At 38.9% G+C, this 17,713-nt stretch carries 15 protein-coding genes and 1 pseudogene; 1 reads left to right on the forward strand and 15 read right to left on the reverse strand.

Annotated features, from left to right (window positions below; translation table 11 throughout):
• Nucleotides 1-164: pseudogene (locus J576_RS15910) on the reverse strand (IS3 family transposase); the annotation flags it as partial.
• A gap of 102 nt (nucleotides 165-266) precedes the next feature.
• Complete coding sequence (gene dmeF, locus J576_RS15915; RefSeq protein WP_001175951.1) at nucleotides 267-1,202, reverse strand: CDF family Co(II)/Ni(II) efflux transporter DmeF; 936 nt, start codon at nucleotides 1,200-1,202, stop codon at nucleotides 267-269.
• A 55-nt stretch (nucleotides 1,203-1,257) separates the two neighbouring features.
• On the opposite strand from dmeF, the gene J576_RS15920 reads away from it, so the two are divergent.
• Nucleotides 1,258-1,527 carry a metal/formaldehyde-sensitive transcriptional repressor gene (locus tag J576_RS15920; RefSeq protein ID WP_000018740.1) on the forward strand — a complete coding sequence of 90 codons (270 nt, stop codon included), beginning with the start codon at nucleotides 1,258-1,260 and terminating at the stop codon, nucleotides 1,525-1,527.
• Nucleotides 1,528-1,775: 248 nt separating this feature from the next.
• Here J576_RS15920 and J576_RS15925 read toward each other — a convergent pair whose 3' ends face one another.
• The 13 genes from J576_RS15925 to J576_RS15985 form a co-directional block, all read right to left on the reverse strand.
• Complete coding sequence (locus J576_RS15925; RefSeq protein ID WP_000895211.1) at nucleotides 1,776-3,083, reverse strand: MFS transporter; 1,308 nt, start codon at nucleotides 3,081-3,083, stop codon at nucleotides 1,776-1,778.
• A gap of 80 nt (nucleotides 3,084-3,163) precedes the next feature.
• The gene (locus J576_RS15930; protein WP_000282061.1) at nucleotides 3,164-3,802 is read right to left on the reverse strand and encodes a hypothetical protein; all 639 of its coding nucleotides are present in this window, start codon (nucleotides 3,800-3,802) and stop codon (nucleotides 3,164-3,166) included.
• Nucleotides 3,803-3,813: 11 nt separating this feature from the next.
• Nucleotides 3,814-4,527, reverse strand: a complete 714-nt coding sequence (locus J576_RS15935) for a HupE/UreJ family protein (RefSeq protein WP_001165581.1) — start codon at nucleotides 4,525-4,527, stop codon at nucleotides 3,814-3,816.
• 5 nt (nucleotides 4,528-4,532) lie between these two features.
• Nucleotides 4,533-4,904 (reverse strand): hypothetical protein, encoded by a 372-nt coding sequence (locus J576_RS15940; RefSeq protein WP_000181823.1) that lies wholly within the window; start codon nucleotides 4,902-4,904, stop codon nucleotides 4,533-4,535.
• A gap of 11 nt (nucleotides 4,905-4,915) precedes the next feature.
• Entirely contained in the window at nucleotides 4,916-8,044 is a 3,129-nt protein-coding gene (locus J576_RS15945; RefSeq protein WP_000460236.1) for an efflux RND transporter permease subunit, read from the reverse strand.
• 14 nt (nucleotides 8,045-8,058) lie between these two features.
• Complete coding sequence (locus tag J576_RS15950) at nucleotides 8,059-9,534, reverse strand: efflux RND transporter periplasmic adaptor subunit (RefSeq protein WP_001041870.1); 1,476 nt, start codon at nucleotides 9,532-9,534, stop codon at nucleotides 8,059-8,061.
• Nucleotides 9,535-9,544: 10 nt separating this feature from the next.
• Entirely contained in the window at nucleotides 9,545-10,744 is a 1,200-nt protein-coding gene (locus J576_RS15955; protein WP_000039774.1) for a TolC family protein, read from the reverse strand.
• 48 nt (nucleotides 10,745-10,792) lie between these two features.
• Nucleotides 10,793-11,248, reverse strand: coding sequence for a hypothetical protein (locus J576_RS15960; RefSeq protein WP_002086797.1), 456 nt, complete (start codon nucleotides 11,246-11,248; stop codon nucleotides 10,793-10,795).
• 156 nt (nucleotides 11,249-11,404) lie between these two features.
• Nucleotides 11,405-12,301, reverse strand: a complete 897-nt coding sequence (locus J576_RS15965) for a recombination directionality factor (RefSeq protein ID WP_000589670.1) — start codon at nucleotides 12,299-12,301, stop codon at nucleotides 11,405-11,407.
• Between the two features lie 212 nt (nucleotides 12,302-12,513).
• Entirely contained in the window at nucleotides 12,514-13,557 is a 1,044-nt protein-coding gene (locus J576_RS15970) for a YqaJ viral recombinase family nuclease (protein WP_001090272.1), read from the reverse strand.
• A 168-nt stretch (nucleotides 13,558-13,725) separates the two neighbouring features.
• Nucleotides 13,726-14,769, reverse strand: coding sequence for a DUF932 domain-containing protein (locus tag J576_RS15975; RefSeq protein WP_000951122.1), 1,044 nt, complete (start codon nucleotides 14,767-14,769; stop codon nucleotides 13,726-13,728).
• Nucleotides 14,770-14,827: 58 nt separating this feature from the next.
• On the reverse strand, nucleotides 14,828-15,115 hold the full coding sequence (locus J576_RS15980; RefSeq protein WP_000058781.1) for a hypothetical protein: 288 nt from the start codon (nucleotides 15,113-15,115) through the stop codon (nucleotides 14,828-14,830).
• Nucleotides 15,116-15,330: 215 nt separating this feature from the next.
• Nucleotides 15,331-17,478 carry a glycine zipper family protein gene (locus tag J576_RS15985; RefSeq protein WP_001009680.1) on the reverse strand — a complete coding sequence of 716 codons (2,148 nt, stop codon included), beginning with the start codon at nucleotides 17,476-17,478 and terminating at the stop codon, nucleotides 15,331-15,333.
• Nucleotides 17,479-17,713 lie beyond the last annotated feature (235 nt).

Below are 17,713 nucleotides of genomic sequence, written 5' to 3' on the forward strand. Positions count from 1 at the left end.
TGCGAGGAAGCTGAAATCAGTTGATTTTTCCAGTCGATAATTTGGTTTTGATGAACATCAAATTCAGCACTCAATTCAGCAAGTGTTTTTTCTGCTTTAATCGCAGCAAGTGCTACCTTAGCTTTAAAATCATTTGAATGATTTCTTCTTGGTCTACGTGCCATAAAATACTCCATATATTGATGTTTATAACATCATTTGGGGAGCAAAATATCACTTATAAGTGTTGTTCAAATTTCCTGATCCACCTCTAACCATTCAATAATTCAAATAAAATGTATTTCAACACTTGCATGCACAATTTCTTCATGGATAGAGAGTGCCTGTTTCACTACATCTGGTGTTAAATCTACACCTGTACTCTCTAAAGCCAAGATGCAAGAAAACTTGCCTCTACCAACTTTCCAAACATGTAAATCAGTAATATTAACTTGAGGAAATTCCTCTATAACCTCTTTGATTTCATCAACCACAGGGTGAGACATTTCTGCATCGAGTAGTGTCTTTCCTGTCTCATTTAATAATCCCCATGACCATTTAGCGACAAGAATAGCTCCAACTACACCTAATAGTGCATCTAAGAAACTCCAACCAAAATATTTCCCCGCAAACAATGCAACAATTGCCAATACAGAAGTAACCGCATCAGCTACTACATGCAGAAACGCCGCCTTTTGATTTAAGTCATGATGATCGTGGTGGTGGTCGTGTTCATGGTGATGATCATGCTCGTGGTGATGGTGGTGGCCTCCGTCATGTAATAACCATGCACAAACCAAGTTTACCAATAAACCAACAATTGCAATTGGTATTGCCTCATTGTAATGAATATTCACGGGATTCATTAATCGATCGATAGATTGAATACCCATTAAAAGTGCTACAACCATAAGTAAAATAGCACTACTGTACCCTGCTAGAATCTCAATTTTCCAAGTACCAAAACTAAATCGCTGATCATGAGCATAATGTCGGGCCATTCGATATGCGAAATAAGCTAAGCCGAGAGCAACCATATGTGAACTCATATGCCAGCCATCTGCGAGTAAGGCCATCGAATTAAAAATCCATCCCCCCAATATCTCTAGTACCATCATGATTGCTGTAAGAATTGTCGCAATCAGTATTTTCTTTTGTGCTAAAGGATTTCCTTCATCGAATTGATGAGAATGACGACGATCTAAGTTACTATGAAGTTGCATAAATTTTATCTTTCCAAGATACTCCCCCCAGTATATATTTTTTTTAGGAAAAATCATGTCTCATTTGCATCAAGATAAAAAAATACTTAATCGCATCAAGCGGATTCAAGGACAGGTTACTTCTGTTGAAAAGTCATTATTAACACCTGAAAGCTCTTGTCTTGAAGTATTACAACAAGTTGCAGCAATTAAAGGTGCTGTTAATGGGTTAATGCAGCAACTTCTTGAACAACATTTAAGAGAACATGTATTGAAAGGGGATCAAAATTTTGATGAAGAAGAAATGAAACAGTACTTATTATTATTAGATCGTTATTCAAAATGAGTAGAACAAAATGTTCTACTCATTTTTATTATTAATGGCAGTGACGATCCCCTGTCTTGCTATTCGTGTGGCAGCCTCAAGAATCAGTACCACCTGAATGAGCAAAAGCATTTGTTACCGCAAGCCCCATTAAACATACCAAGATTAGTTTTTTCATGTTGTTCCCCTTTTTTTATTGAACAATAAAATAAGCTTATAATTGTACAACAAACAAACGGAATCTTTCTAAGTCATTAGTCGAAAAAGAGTTATTTAGGCCACTTTTCATGATAGTCATCAATAATATATTCATGGACGTGTACTCCATTGATTCGATGCTGCTGCAAATGCTCATGATCTGGAGGTAAATCATCATGACTGTGGGGTAAAAGAGCCTCATCCTGTGATGGCCACAAACGCATTGCAAGTAATAAAGAAATCGTTGCAATCACTGCCATCGGTATAAAAGTTTGTAATGTTCCTATGTTAGTAGTGAGCCATCCAACCAAGGGATAAGTCACTAACCAGCAAGCATGTGAAAACGCAAATTGCGCTGCGAATAGAGAGGTCCTACTCTCACTCGATGCAGATTTTCGAATCAAACGGCCTGTAGGTGTTTGTGAAACAGAATATCCAATACCAAGCACAAACCAAAGTACAAGCAAACCATTATAAGATGTAATGAAATAACCACTTAACAGCCCAATTACAAGAATTGTTGTTCCCGTCAACATCACTGATCGATCTGGGAACTTATCCAATATCTTAGGCAAAATGAAAGCCGAAAGCATTGAACCAAATCCAAATAAACCAAAAGCCCAAGTAGTCGCATTTTCAGTTAGCTTAAATGTCGATTGAACCAATACCACGGTATTTACAATCACTACAGCGCTTGCTGACGCAATTGCTAAATTGAGAGCAAGCAATGCTTTAAGTCTAGGCGTATTAAAATAAATTTTAGCTCCCTGCTTAATACGGCTATAAACACCTCTAAACGCAGGTACTTTGGCAACTGGTAATTTCGCACTTACCACAAACAAAGCAGAACCGATAAAACCTAATACCGTTCCCAAAAATAAGTTGTGATAACTCATCAAAGTTAATAAAAATGCCGCGAGCATCGGACTAATAATATTTTCTAAATCATAGGCCAATCGTGATAATGATAGCGCATTGGTATAGTCTTTTTCTTCAGGTAAAACATCTGGAATCATTGCCTGAAATGTTGGTGTAAATGCAGCAGAAGCAGATTGCAAAATAAAAATGAGAATATAAATTTGCCAAATTTGTGTCACAAACGGTAGACACAATGCTGTTAATGCTCGAATAACATCTAGCCCAACCAATACTTTTTTTCTTGGTAATCGCTCAGCAAATGCAGATGCTATAGGCGCTACACCGATATAAGCAATCATCTTAATTGCCAATGCAATACCAAGAACTTGGGCTGCTTCCCCCTTTGCAATATCGTACGCCTGTAAAGCTAGGGCGATTGTGATTAACCCCGTTCCGATTAGCGCTATTACTTGGGCCAAAAACAAATGCCGATATGTTGTGTTTTTTAGTACTTCTAGCATCTTATGGATTCCTTTTAGAACCTGACTTCTTTAGCAATTGAATCTCCTTGGAATATTATTCCAAGGAGATTGATCAAAACTTAAAAGACTTTCTTCATTTCACTAAACTGCCCTTCTACAAGTAGAGTTACAGTCACTGGATTTTCCGTACGGTTACGCCAGAACCAACCATGCTTGCCATCAAAAGCTGCCTTTAAGACACCCTGCTGAGTTGTTTCATTCTTTCCTTTTCCATAGCCATGATAGAACCCTTTAGGAGCGTTCACTGGATCACCATGGGTATCATAATTAAGACCACCTCCAACAGCTTTCCAGTCAAAGTTGACACTTGCACTTTGTGGCATCGTCAGTTTCACTTCGGTTGCTTGGCCCGGTTTAAGCTCAATACTAATGCTCTCTTTATTAATAGCAGGCATAATCATTTGAGCATTATCAGTTGCCGTTTGAGTCGAAGTTTCTACTGATATTTGTTCAACACTATTCACTGCCTGTGCAGCATTGATACCATTTTCTGACTCTTCAGTTAGTGATTGTTTGATTTCTCCCATTTTCGTTAAACCAAGCACTTTACCCATACCTGTCGGATCAATTGCATACTCCGCAGGCATGACACAGGTAACTAGCACAATAACGGCACTTACGGCAGCAATTGCTGTTGATTTAATTAACTTTTTTGATGAAGGTAATTCGATATCTTTTGGAATTTCAGCGTTATACATAATTTAGATCCTTATTGAGTAATGAAGCCAGTAAGTTGATAGCCAACAAGTAAAAAACCGAGGAACATGAGGAAGACATTGCTTTGATAAGCTGTTTTAAAGAAATAAGGTGTCTTTCTCCAAAACGTCATTAATAACAAGATGATGCACAGAGCCATAAACTGGCCTAATTCAACCCCAATATTGAATGAGATTAAATTTGCCAACAGTCCATCACTCGGAACTTCATATTCCTGAATTTTTACTGCGAGTCCAAAACCATGAATCAGACCAAAAATTAAAGTCGCGATTTTCGTGTTTGGTTGAAAACCAAACCAACGCTGATAAGCCCCCAAGTTATCTAGAGCCTTATAAACAATCGAAAAACCAATGATTGCATCAATGATGTAGGCGTTTATCGAGATATTGTAATAAACACCCACCAGCATCGTAATCGAATGCCCAAGTGCAAATAGGCTGACGTACAAGCCGATATCTTTCATTCGGTATAAGAAGAAGATAATGCCAACAAGAAATAGTAAATGGTCATATCCAGTGACCATATGCTTCGCACCCAAATAGATGAATGGAATCACATGAATGCCATAAATTTCTTGAATATAGCCCTTATCACCTTCCGCTACTCCATGAGCAAAAAGTGTAGGGCTTACCAATGTAATGAATAAAGCAAGTAATAGCTTTATGTAAGCACTTAATTTCACAATGTGTGAAGCAATAATTTGCATGTATATCAAACTCCAAAATTTAAAATGAATTGAAAATCCATTAACTTTTTGGGCGGTTTAAAAATACGACTCACCATCAGATAAACATATTCTTTTGACCAATCTAAAATCGAAATCCCTTTTAAGAGATGAGCTAAAGCGGCCGATTTAAGTACGTCATAGCCAACAAAATGTTCATAGTAATTATCTTGGTGACTATGTGAATGTTGTTGGCTTATCTCATGATGGTGAGAGTTAATTGCATCAATTGAAACGTGTCTCTGAAATTCATTTTCAGTTACATGCTCTTTAAAGTGCAAACATAAAGCGAGACTGATCATGCAGACTAGCAACATCATCACAAATTTGTTTTGTTTATCTCGCAATATATTTGTCATTAAAGATGCCCCTAAACAACCTGTTTAGCAGCTTCGTTTGATTTTCTTGACCTACCTTGGTTAAACCACACATATAAGGTTGGCAAAATAATCAAAGTCAGTAAGGTTGATGAAATAATCCCACCAATAACAACAGTTGCAATTGGGCGCTGAACTTCAGAGCCAATGCCTACGTTTAAGGCCATCGGAATAAAACCTAATGAAGCGACTAAAGCTGTAATCAACACGGGACGGAGTCTTTCCATTGCACCATGTTTCACTGCATCAATGACACTTTCACCTTGAACTCTAAGTCGCTGAATGGCTGAAACAAGAACCAAACCATTCAGCACAGCAACACCCGATAAGGCAATGAAACCCACAGCCGCAGAAATTGAGAATGGAATATCACGTAGTGCTAAAGCAATCACACCACCTGTTAGTGCAAATGGCACACCTGTGAATACCAAGATACTGTTTCTAACATTACCTAAAGCCATATAGATCATGGCAAAGATCAGAATTAAAGCAATCGGTACTACAACCATAAGACGATTTGAAGCAGATTCCATTTGCTCAAACGTACCGCCCCAAGTCAGCCAATAACCATCTGGTAATTTAAAATCAGCATTCAGCTTAGATTGTGCTTCTGAAATGTAACTACCAATATCAGTTCCACGAACATTTGCTGTAATGACGATACGCCGTTTACCATTTTCGCGAGAAATCTGGTTTGGTCCTTGAACGTTTTTTAACTCGATCAATTCTGATAAAAGAACACTCGAACCATCAGCTAAGCTCACAGGAATCTGATACAGCTTTTCTAGATCTGTTACCGAGTTTTGATCCATACGTACCACAATGTCGAACTTTCGATCTCCTTCAAACACCTTACCTACTGTCTCACCTGTGATTAGGCTAGAAACCTGTTTTTGTACATCCTCTGCATCAAGCCCATAGTTGGCAATCATGTCTTTTTTCAGCTCAACAGAAACCATGGGTAAACCAGACATCTGTTCGACTTTAAGATCAGCAGTACCTTTGACTCCCTCTAAAATCTTAGCGGCAGCGTTTGCTGATTCAAGCAACTGCTCTAAATCATCACCATAAATTTTTACGGCAACATCTGTTCGGACACCTGAAATAAGTTCGTTAAAACGCATTTGAATCGGCTGTGTAAACTCATAATTGTTTCCATATACGCCTTTAGATACGCGTTCAATTTCAGCAACAACCGCAGACTTTTCCTTATCAGGATTAGGCCACTGACTACGAGGTTTCAGCATGACAAAGTTATCTGCTACGTTAGGTGGAACAGGATCAGTCGCAATTTCAGCAGTCCCCACTTTGGCAAAAATAGTCTGAACTTCTGGAATTTTCTTAATCTCTTTTTCTAACGTGTATTGCATTTCAATTGCTTGAGTCAACGACGTACCAGGGATACGCAAGGCATGTAGTGCTACATCTCCCTCATCCAAGGAAGGTATAAACTCTGAGCCTAAACGAGTCGAAAGACTTGCACTAAAAACAAAGAAAATAGAGACAAAAGCGATTAGCAAATATCTGTGATTTAAAGACCAATCTAGAATTGGGTTATAAAATCTTTTGATGCCATGGACGATTTTTGACTCTTCTTCTTTAATTTCACCAGTAGTGACCAATGCCACCATTGCAGGGACAAACGTAATTGAAAGAATCATTGCTGCCACTAAAGCCATAACCACTGTTGCAGCCATTGGTGTAAACATCTTTCCTTCAACACCAGTCAGAGTCATTACAGGTAGATACACCAAGATAATGATCAATTGACCATAGAGAATCGCTTTGCGGGATTCTTTAGTCGCCTCAAACACAGTCGTAAAGCGTTCTTGCCTTGTTAAAACTCGCCCAAGCTCTTTTTGTTTAATTGCCAACTTTGCTAAGGAGGCCTCAACAATTACAACAGCACCATCTACAATAATCCCGAAATCTAGTGCCCCAAGACTCATAAGGTTTGCACTAATTTTCTGGTTCACCATACCTGTGATTGTCATCAGCATGGATAAAGGAATGACCAAAGCGGTAATCAGCGCAGCACGGAAGTGACCAAGAAATACAAACAGAACAACGATTACCAGAATCGCACCTTCTAAAAGATTCTTTTTCACCGTCTGTATCGTTGCATCAACCAAAGTTGTACGGTTATAGACAGCTTTTGCTTCCACACCTTCTGGTAATGATTTTTGAACCTGTTGTAGCTTTTGATCAACAGCGTGAGCAACATTTCGTGAGTTCTCACCAATAAGCATGAATGCTGTACCCAGTACAATTTCTTGCCCATCTTTAGTTGCAGCACCTGTACGTAATTCGTGACCAATAGATATTTTGGCAACATCTTTCAATCTGAGGATATAACCATTGCTCGTCGTAATCGGGATATTCTGGACTTGCTCAATCGAGTTAATTTGAGAATCAGAACGAATTAAATACTGTTCACCATTTTTCTCAATATACCCCGAGCCTTTATTCATGCTGTTCTTAGAGATAGCCTCTAAAATTGTCTTCTGATCCAGCCCTATGCTACGTAAATAAGCATAATCAGGTTGAACTACAAATTGTTTGAGATAACCACCAATGGTATTGATTTCATTAACACCCTCTACATTTCGAAGCTGAGGTTTAATCACCCAGTCTTGTAAGGTGCGTAATTCCGTTGGTGAAAGTGGATTAGGATTGTTCTTGGCATTTTCAACGGTATACATGAAGATTTCGCCAAGTCCTGTAGAAACAGGCCCCATAGAAGTTGCAATTCCAACGGGAAGATTTGGTGTCACTCCTTGTAGCTTCTCATTGACTAATTGTCGGGCAAAATAAATATCCGTCCCTTCTTTGAAAATTGCCGTTACTTGAGATAGACCATATCGAGATACGGAGCGTGTATAGTCTAAATTTGGAATACCTGCCAAAGCAGTTTCAATGGGATAGGTCACTTGAGACTCCATCTCCATTGGAGAGAGTCCTTGAGCTTCACTATTAATCTGGACTTGTACATTCGTAATATCAGGGACTGCATCAATCGGTAACTTGAAATAGTTATAAACCCCTAATGCACCAACAAATAAAAATACGATAAGTACAAGCCAACGATTCTTAATCGAGAGCTTAACAATCTGGTCAAACATAGTCGCTACTCCCCTTAGTGGTCATGAGTAGCGCCAGATTTCCCTAGCTCTGCTTTTAAAAGATATGAATTTCCAGCGGCATAAACCTGTCCTACGCGTAATCCAGATTTAACTTCCACATACCCATTGTACTTTTCACCAAGCTCCAGAGGCCTAGCTTCAAAATCATTGCCAACACGAATGAATACAACATCCCAATCACGGAAGCTCTGTAGAGCATCTTCACGCACAACCATCGGCTTCAAACTTTGATTTTCAAAAATTTGGGCCGTGATTAACTGTCCTGAGCGCCACTTAAACTGGTTTGGTACTTCAATAAAGACCTGTGCTGTACGTGTCTTTGGATCAATGACATCACTGATATATTTAATTCGTCCTAAAGCTTCTTCTGTATCCACAGGGCTTTGAGGTTTAACTTTAACCTTATTGTTAGGATTTATAGCATTTAGCCTGTCAGCGGGAACATTAACAACTGCTAAAAGTTGAGAAGTATTTGCGATTTTAAAAATAGGTGTTGAAGAACTTACATTTGATCCAACAGCACCAAGGACTTCTAATATTGTTCCAGACATTGCAGCACGAACTTCAACAGTACCATTACTAGAACCACCATAAGAGTTGATTAAGTTATTCAACTCATTTGCACGAGTTTGTGCTGCGTCAAAGTCTCGTTTTGCTGAAATATAATCAATTTCAGGTGATACACGCTTTTGCCATAGCGCTCGTTCCTGTTCCATTTTTTGACGAGCAAACTGTAGGCTGTCCAAAGCAACTTTACGATCGGCATTCAAACGAATTACATCTTGGCTTTGAACTACAGCAAGTAAGTCTCCCTGACTCACCTTATCACCTAGATTACGGTAAGTTTTGATCAATGTCCCACTGGCTTTAGGCGTAATAAAGCTTTCAAAATTATCAGGAAACTTCAGTTCGCCTTTTAACTCCAAAGCATTTTCAAACATCTTTGATTCAACTTTTAAAAGCTCTAATCCACTGCTCTTAATACTACTGTCCAACATGGTGACACGGCCTTCCTTCGTATCCCATTTCCAAGTATGCTTTTTCCCTTGATAATCAACGTTTATCATCATTAAAAAGGAATGTGGCTCGTAAACAATTTCATTCCCAATTAAGTAATCACTCTCAGGTTGAAATTGAATATTTTGCTCGGCATCCAAACGTTTGATGTAGATATTTGCTGTTAAGTCTTCAGGTTTAAGTAGTTTATCTTTCAAATACCCATAAACACGGAGGTGTGGTTCCACTCCTTCCTCAAATATCTTGACCTCAGCAGAGAAATCTCCATCTCGATATAAACGACCACCGTGAGGCCCTTTCTCATCTCCAGCCACAGCTACTTTTTCTTCGGCGACCTCACCATGTGCGCTCGCTTGTGTTTTATTGCCCGATTTATACCAAGCAATTGCACATAAGACGATAAGTAAGGCAACGACACCAGTTGCAATCAATGTATTGGTTTGTTTATTCATATTCTTGCCCTTATTCTTGATCTAAATGAGTAATGTAGTTACGTTCGACATCTGCAATTTCAGTTTGCAAAGCCAACCACATATCGAATCGAGCAAGATGTTTGTCTAACCAAATTTGCTTAATATTATTGAATTCAAGTAAAGAGTTTTTCCCTGCTTGGTATCCCATTTCAGCAATTCGGAGACTCTCATTTGTTGCGGGCAAAACCGTTTGATCATATTGCTTAATCGCATCAATCAAGTTGGAAACCTCAATAGCCTTGTTTTCCAATTCAATTTTAGAATTACGATTCACAAGCACCGACTGTGTTTCTGCTTTCGTATGCTCTGCTTGAGCGATCGCAATATTGCCTTTATTTCGACTAAAAATATTGAGGGGTATTGATGTCGAAACCTGAAAGACTTTGTCATTGGTTTCTTGGTAGTTTCTAACCCCTACTCCCAAAGTAATATCTGGTATTGCTTCTTTACGAGCCAACTCAAACTGAGCTTTTTTCAGCTTTGAACTTAAAGTTGCTTCTTGCTCAGACAAACTTATTTTGTCTGTGAAATTAAAGCTTAGCGGAACCTCCAATGCACTACTGGGCAGGTTGGAAGTGAACTTAGAACATAGATTTTTCTGGAACTGAATCTTCTTCACTTCATTTTGATGGCGCAATTTCGACTCAGATGAAAGTGCTATGCTTAGTTGAGCATCGGAAGGAATTACTCGCCCGTACTTAAGACGTTCGGAAAGAACGTTAGCTTGTCTGGCATTCAATTTACTCTCAGAAGAATAAATTTCAGCACGCTGAGTAGCTACATACCAGTTCGCCATACAGATTCTTAAATCTGCTTTGAGTTCAGCCTGACGCTTTGCTATTTCGAACTGATTACGATCACCTTGAAAACTCGCAATCTGTTTTCTCAAGGAAAGTTTATTACTGAGGGGGATCTCTTGTGATAGCCCCAGCAAGGTTGTTGGGCCATCCAAATCTTTCAATTTTGAATTACCGAGATTATCCAACTCCATATTGAAAGTCGGATTAATTAATCTGCCAGCAAACTTTTGATTGATTTCATAAGCTTGCTCGGACTGCTGTAAGCTATTGAGTACAGCATCATTTGCGATTACCTGCTTTTGTAGTTCTGCATAATTCGTTTCTGCGAATACATTTGCTGCTGTTGCTACAAATCCACAGGTAAGAAATATCTGATATTTTTTAGACATGACTTTACCTATACAAAAAAATTAAAAACTATTTTTTGTATAGAAAGATCAATTACGTAGGACGATTAAATCTTTAGAGAAAGTATAAGAATTACTAAATACTAGAGGGGATCGCCGCTTTAAAAAGACTCGATAAACGGGCTTTTCAAAAAGCTGGAAAAAGAATAAAACTAGTGGAAGTGCGAAACTAAGAATAAAGATTGGATCTATGCTGAAATCACTATCAGAAGAAATTGGCTTTACTGAATGATGATAGATCGGCTCATCAAAATTCTTCCACGTATGTGCTTCTGCATCATGATCAGCAGAACTTTTTAGAGAATCATCTGAGTGCTGTAAAGACCAATGACTAGAAGCATCATCCTCTACAATGATACTCAACTCATGCTGATGTTCAATATTTTCAAGTAGAACAGGCGCCCACGCATGAACTCCCGTAATTGTTATGGTAAACAAAAACAGGACAAATGCGAGTATAAGCTTAGAAAACCTACTTGAACGCATAGTCATGAACATACTTCTGATTTGCTACCAAAATACTAAAAAGCGTTATTAAAGTAAATCCATCTCTCAAAAATTCTAGGAGTGAGTATTTTCTTATCTACAGTCCAAAATCTGCAAAAAAAAGAGTACAAGTACTCTTTTCTAACTAGGTCCATTTCAATTGAGAGCCTGCACAGAATGCTGCAACCCTTTCTGAATGTCTTGAACATGAGTTAAATCACTAAGCTGCTGACCCTGCTCTGGTTTTGGTTCATTGATATAAAACTCCTCAACAATATCCAGTCCCTCCTCACCTCCTACCTCAAATCTGGCATTACCATAACCTAGCCTTGCCACATGATCTAAAGCCTCCTGATAAAACCCTGCTGTCTTGCTTTGTCCATCGATCTGTTTGGCTGAAGTAATGGCTTCTTGTAGATTGATTCCATCACGTAAGGTTAAGTCCACGTAATAAATTGGGGTACGGTAACTTTGCGTTGTGCTTTTTCCTCGTAAGGTCAGTTGCAATGGCAAACATGAAAGTAAATCACCTGAAGCCGCATGGTAATAACGAAGCCGTGCAGCTAAGGTACGAATGCTATTGAAACCTGTAGTCCTAAAAATGAATGTACCCAACTCATCCGACTCATCTAGATTGACGTAAAGCCGCCCATAAGGCTTGCAGTGTCCACCTTGGGCCAAGGGGCATAAATCAGGTGATGGACATGGATGCTGTTCAACCCCGTTTTGTCCAAGTCGCTGACAGGTTTCACCATTACCAGTACAGATGGGCCGACCAGTTTGTCGGTCGAATAGAGTGTACTCAGCTCGCAAGTTGAGTTCAGGATCATTAAAAATCATCCGGACAGGAATGGTTCTGAGTTTCTGGTTTTGTGCCTTGGCTCTTAGCTGCTCATCCAGTGGGTGTTTCACCCAGCCATCCTTATTCTGAATTTGGCTAGTAATCGTAAATTGATCATCTTTTTCAGGCAGACGTTTACCATTCTTTTCGACCACTTTACCGATACTAATTCTGCCGAGTATTGGCGGTGTAATCGCTAAACCTTTGATCATGTTGTTTGTCCTATAAGTAAAATTTTACTGATTACCCCTTGCTATGTAAGTAAACAGAAATATGAAAAGCTACGACTTCGCAAAAACCGCCATTGTTGGTCTACCGCTCCTTCGGGAGTCGGTAGATCGGGGGTGGTTTTTTTGCGCTTTTGGGAAGAATGGATATTTCATGCATATATAGTTAGCGATATAGATGCATGGTTTTGATCGGGTCAGTCATCATTGCTATAGATTTGAAAACGTCGTGTCCCCACCTTGTTTTGTGGAAACTCATTGATTAGTTCAGGATGCATTTTCAATACAGCCTTATTATCTAAAGCAATGGAGTCTTTAGATCGTTTCCACGTCACTGAACCATTGGCAAAAGTTGCTCGTTCAGCATCTTTCATTAACATCTGAATTTGATGCTTAGTTTCATCAAAGCTGTTTTGGTGTTTTTCAATATGATGCTTTTCTTGAATCAGTTGAGCAAACAACTGATTGGCTTGTTCATTTTGACTGAGATCTTCGACACTGAGTGGAATATGTTGAGGATAGAGTTGCTGAATGGCTTTAGCTGCCGATTCACTGGCATCGACTGAAGGTGGCGTGTCATTTTCCACACACTCCCAAAAGTATCGCTCTGCATTCACAATATGTTGAATGACTGATTCACTGCGTGCCACTTTATAGATACGAGTTTCATGACCACAGATCAGCACACAAATATGCGCTGCCTTTTTGCCTGTTACAGCGAGTTGATGTTGCACCTGACACAATACGTATAAAGGCACACCATCTCGCCATAACTTTGCTCCATATTCCCCTGCGGTTTTGCATTCTAAAATCTGTACTTCCTCACTACCTACCACCGAGTAATCTAAGTTAGCCAGCATAAAATGCTTATCCTCATCAGGATGTTGTAGTACGGCATTGATACGACGAACTTTGTTGTTGGTATGCATGCTGTAGTATTCAGCGACCAAAGGTTCAAGTTGTTTACCCCAATATAAAGGGGCATGACCTGTGCTTTCATCTTCAATGGATTGTTTAACTCGACCTGTCTTGATCATCCACAGTTCTAGCATCGACATATAGGGATTAAGTCCACAGGCTGCGGCACAGTCACTACTGCCAATACCTTGGCGTCTGACTTCAAGCCATTCTGCTTGAGTCATATTCTTTGTATTGACCAAGCGTTTGGCTGTGAATAATTTTGGGGCAATAAATGGGGTACTTGCCTGTTGCATAGATGGATTTAAAATTGCGGTATTCATATTGAAGTCCTGATTATTTTGCTATGTAAAATGATGGGGATCACAAAAAATGGGCATAAAAAAACCACAGCCGAAGCTATGGTTTTAATAATTTTTAAAATTCGAAATTCCATTTAAAAATGCTTAGTTAGGTCTAACTTTCCATGATTGAAAAATGTATATTCCGCACTATGCAAGCATGTTAAGTGCCTGTTCCAATCCTCGTTGTTTGATCGATGCGCCAGCACCAAACCAAGCTGAATCAAGCCGGTGATCGGTACTCATGGCACGACGTTCGTGGTCTATAAATTCTGTGATTGAACACAGTAATCCATAGGCTGTTCCTTTGGCTGAACTTAGCTCCGCACCTCGTCCTTGACCATTAAACATTTCCATAGCTCGACTCATCGATTTGGCATTTGGTTCAGCTTTGTCCTTGCCATTGGCTTGGGCTTGTAAGGCTACATCACGGTAGAACTGGATGATGTTGTCCTCCTGATCCACCACGTTGTTCATTGTGCTGTTATTGAACACGGCATCAAAGTAAGCGGATGCTTCCATCTGACTCACTTTACGTTGTGTCAGTTGCTTCATTTCATACATGTGTTCATCCCATGCACGTACTGAAATACCGAGTTGCTGTTTGACCTTATCAGCATCAAATTTAGTACTGTGTGGAACTTTGACCACACCTGCACTGCTGTTCTGTCCTTTTAAGGCAATCGCTAAAGTATTGTTGCACACTACTCGGATCGAGGTAAATTGTGCGGTGGTGGCAAGGGTTCCGTCACATGCTGTTGCCAAGAGCATATAGCCATTACTGACATCTTTGCCCTTCAACATGGATGTTTGCCCTGTACGTGCTAGTGCCCAGAATTTCTTGCCACCTTTGAGTACACCTGCGGTTTCAAGTTCAAAACCTGATTGCTCGGTGAGGTCACGATAGAATTCTAAAATCTCTCTCGGTTGCACTTCCTGAAAGCGTTGACTGACGACTGACAGTGGAGCATGGGTATCAGAGCGATATAAAACTCGTTGTTCTTCATAAGGCATGATGATGCTTTGCCCACGGTCATTCTGCGCCATATAACTGACATTAGAAGATTCAATCCGCCAATCCATACCTGCCTGCTGTGCCCAGACTTCAATCGGTTGGTTTTGTGTCAGTTGATTCCCTAGTCCGTGCCAAGGGGTTTCTCCGACATACGCCATTTGTTCAAGTTGATGTGCCATAGTTTTATTCCTTTTAATTTGAAAATGAAATTTGAATTTGTGTGGTTACTAACGATCTTTAATGCAAAAGGTGCGCTGGAAACTTTTGGTAGCAGTTGTGGCAGAAGCATAAATTCTGCTGTGGTGGTGTGCTTTGTTCGGTAAATGAATTCAACACACTGCCGAGTACCGTTCCTGCTATTCCACCGACAATCGGTGGCAGATTGAAAGACTTTGCGACCGTGGTTCCCAATGCACCCAATGTGGTCGGTGTGACCAAATTGGTTAAGGTCGTATTTGATTGTTGTGTACTTGCTTCAACCAATATCACATTCGTTGAATGGCAAAAGGGACAGCTCAAGCTCATAGCTCGACTCCTTAAATTTTGTGCATAAAAAAAGCCTGCTCGATGGCAGACTTTGTTTTCATATTTTCATGAAGAACTCAAAAGAGTTTCATGATTCTCATTAGGATATTATGTGTCTGAAATTATTTGGAATAACTTTTAATTTACTAATTCAATTAGTAAATAATCTCTCCAATTTTTTATTTCAAATACAACTATCAATATTATTCCAACACTCAAGCAGGTTTAAGCTGATGAGTACGATTAGGCTGTGCTGAATCAGGTTTGGCAAGTTCCCTATAAATCTCTAATTGACGATTAATTTCATTAATTTTTGGCTGTAGATCAACTGATATAAAATTACTTGACTCATCAATAGCCACCCAACCAGCTTGAACCTTTTCCATTTCATTACCTTTTTGCAACTTATGTAATATCCATTGGTTCAGATGATAGGCACGCATATAAGCTTCATGTTGATAGATCAATAAAGTACTAAAAGTAATAATACGATCAGCATTATTCAACATATGAGTTTCAAAACTTTGTAGCTGTTTGAATAGCACATTTGTTCGATGAACCAATAAATTTTCATTGAACCACGCTGCGAATTCAATGAGTAATTTCACTACGATATCTCTCTGATTACACAAGGCTTCTCGATTCATACTATTTGCACCTGTAGAACCAGCAACCCCTCCCATATATGCACCAATACCACTCGCAACAATGACTCCAACACCACCTGTAGCAAGACCTGCTAATGCGCCGAGTAGCATTGACCCTGTCATTGCACCTCCAGCAATTGCAGCAGTTTCTTTGCCAACATTTTTTAAGTATTGCTCGCCATCCACTTTACCTGAATTAAAATCACCATAATTACGATATGCCGCTAAACCAATCGTTAATAGTGGGATTGGTAGCATATCTCCTACATCCGCAAAATCTGAAACTTGCTCTAGTCCTACACCAGTAGTTTCCTGAACAGCTTCATAGCTTAAAGTGGTATCCACTAACACCATCGGATGATTACCTAGCTGCTCTGCAAGTTCACTGTTCACAATCACTGGAATATCTGGATACTTATCAAAATGACTTAATACATAATCAGCATCCATTGAGCACTTAACTTGCATCGGTGTGCCATCAACAATCAAATCATAACCAGCTTGGTTTGCGCTATCGGGAAATTCAACTGTATGTCCTTGTTGTTGTAAATTCAGTGCAACCTGTTGTTCAGCAACATAACCAGTTAAACGAGTCACTGCTCCTGCACTATCTAGTGTATTCGCTGAAATGTCTTGTAAAGTATTTAAGTTTTCAGGATTTCCTTTTGATGCAAAGCTCAATGCATCTAATACAGATGGATCAATATGTGCATAATCCCAAATTAATCCTAAAGAATATGCGGATGCCGTTAAGCCCACACCCACCTTTAGCCCTTGATCAGATAATATTTTTTCTAGCTCTTTTTGTGCTTTTTGATTTTGGTTAAGACACTCAACAATTTTTTTATTTTTCAAAAGTTTTGGTGCACTCGCAATAATTCCTTCACTATATGGAATCTGCGAATCACGCCCTCCAAAAAATGTACCAACTCCCTTACTAAAACTATTTAGCCCACGTCCCATGTCAGCTAAGAAATTCGTATCTTCAGGACGAGTTGCAATAACGTCTTCTGGTAAAAGGGCTGTTATAGCACGATTGAGTAGATTCCCTTGTAATGCTCTATCTTTCGCATCGTCTATAGAGCAAAGTAAATATACAGCATATTGCAAATCACCAAACTCTCCTTTTTCCTGATTATAGATAACATTCTTCCGCATTATTAAACATTCAAGATAATCAAAATATAATGTTTCTTGATAAGAACAATGCTCAAAATAGTACTCAAACTTTTCTATAGCGCTAGTATAGATTTGACTACGTTTGTACACTATCGCCTGTGCTTTAATGACAGCATTGCTAGGCTCACGCTCAAATAAAATTTTTAAGATCTCTCGACTAATCTGTAAATGTTCACTTTTTTCAATCTTCGATAAATACCGACTGACTAATTCAGAAATATTCATCGACGCTTGATGCTTGAGTTTGAATAAAATACATTGCTCTAACCAAGCATAATTTTTTGCATGCCCCTGATAGTGAGGGATAAATACTGTTTCAATCAATTCAACCAATTCTAAAGCAACGCCAATTTCCTCAGATGAATTGATAGAAAATTCCCATTTTTGTGGAATAGTCACACTAAATAAGCGAGAGAAAAACCCCGAATTAAGATCAGCTTTTTCTTGAGTAACTAACATCAACATATCTTCTGGAGTAAGTGTATGTTTTTGAGTTTTAATTCTATCTAGTCGTACTTTAAGTAATTTAAAATTCATATATCCCCCTAATTTTTTGAATTTTCAGATAATTTACTATTTTAGACACCAGAATTATATTACTTAAAATTGAAAAAGTACTAGTGTATTAAAAATAATAAAATTATTGATTTATTTATATATTTTCATAACCTCGATTGACTAAACTCACCCTTAATTTTATCATTCGACTGCTGACCTACATCGTCAGTCGGTTTTGACAGACCGTTTACAAAAGGCGCACAACAACGCTGTG

Source organism: Acinetobacter sp. 766875 (assembly GCF_000582055.1).
GTDB classification, from domain to species: domain Bacteria; phylum Pseudomonadota; class Gammaproteobacteria; order Pseudomonadales; family Moraxellaceae; genus Acinetobacter; species Acinetobacter nosocomialis.

What these genes read in the sequence shown, in the direction of transcription:
- dmeF (WP_001175951.1), bottom strand. Translation starts at nt 1,202, where the DNA reads ATGCAACTTCATAGTAACTTAGATCGTCGTCATTCTCATCAATTCGAT.
- J576_RS15920 (WP_000018740.1), top strand. Translation starts at nt 1,258, where the DNA reads ATGTCTCATTTGCATCAAGATAAAAAAATACTTAATCGCATCAAGCGG.
- J576_RS15925 (WP_000895211.1), bottom strand. Translation starts at nt 3,083, where the DNA reads ATGCTAGAAGTACTAAAAAACACAACATATCGGCATTTGTTTTTGGCC.
- J576_RS15930 (WP_000282061.1), bottom strand. Translation starts at nt 3,802, where the DNA reads ATGTATAACGCTGAAATTCCAAAAGATATCGAATTACCTTCATCAAAA.
- J576_RS15935 (WP_001165581.1), bottom strand. Translation starts at nt 4,527, where the DNA reads ATGCAAATTATTGCTTCACACATTGTGAAATTAAGTGCTTACATAAAG.
- J576_RS15940 (WP_000181823.1), bottom strand. Translation starts at nt 4,904, where the DNA reads ATGACAAATATATTGCGAGATAAACAAAACAAATTTGTGATGATGTTG.
- J576_RS15945 (WP_000460236.1), bottom strand. Translation starts at nt 8,044, where the DNA reads ATGTTTGACCAGATTGTTAAGCTCTCGATTAAGAATCGTTGGCTTGTA.
- J576_RS15950 (WP_001041870.1), bottom strand. Translation starts at nt 9,534, where the DNA reads ATGAATAAACAAACCAATACATTGATTGCAACTGGTGTCGTTGCCTTA.
- J576_RS15955 (WP_000039774.1), bottom strand. Translation starts at nt 10,744, where the DNA reads ATGTCTAAAAAATATCAGATATTTCTTACCTGTGGATTTGTAGCAACA.
- J576_RS15960 (WP_002086797.1), bottom strand. Translation starts at nt 11,248, where the DNA reads ATGCGTTCAAGTAGGTTTTCTAAGCTTATACTCGCATTTGTCCTGTTT.
- J576_RS15965 (WP_000589670.1), bottom strand. Translation starts at nt 12,301, where the DNA reads ATGATCAAAGGTTTAGCGATTACACCGCCAATACTCGGCAGAATTAGT.
- J576_RS15970 (WP_001090272.1), bottom strand. Translation starts at nt 13,557, where the DNA reads ATGAATACCGCAATTTTAAATCCATCTATGCAACAGGCAAGTACCCCA.
- J576_RS15975 (WP_000951122.1), bottom strand. Translation starts at nt 14,769, where the DNA reads ATGGCACATCAACTTGAACAAATGGCGTATGTCGGAGAAACCCCTTGG.
- J576_RS15980 (WP_000058781.1), bottom strand. Translation starts at nt 15,115, where the DNA reads ATGAGCTTGAGCTGTCCCTTTTGCCATTCAACGAATGTGATATTGGTT.
- J576_RS15985 (WP_001009680.1), bottom strand. Translation starts at nt 17,478, where the DNA reads ATGAATTTTAAATTACTTAAAGTACGACTAGATAGAATTAAAACTCAA.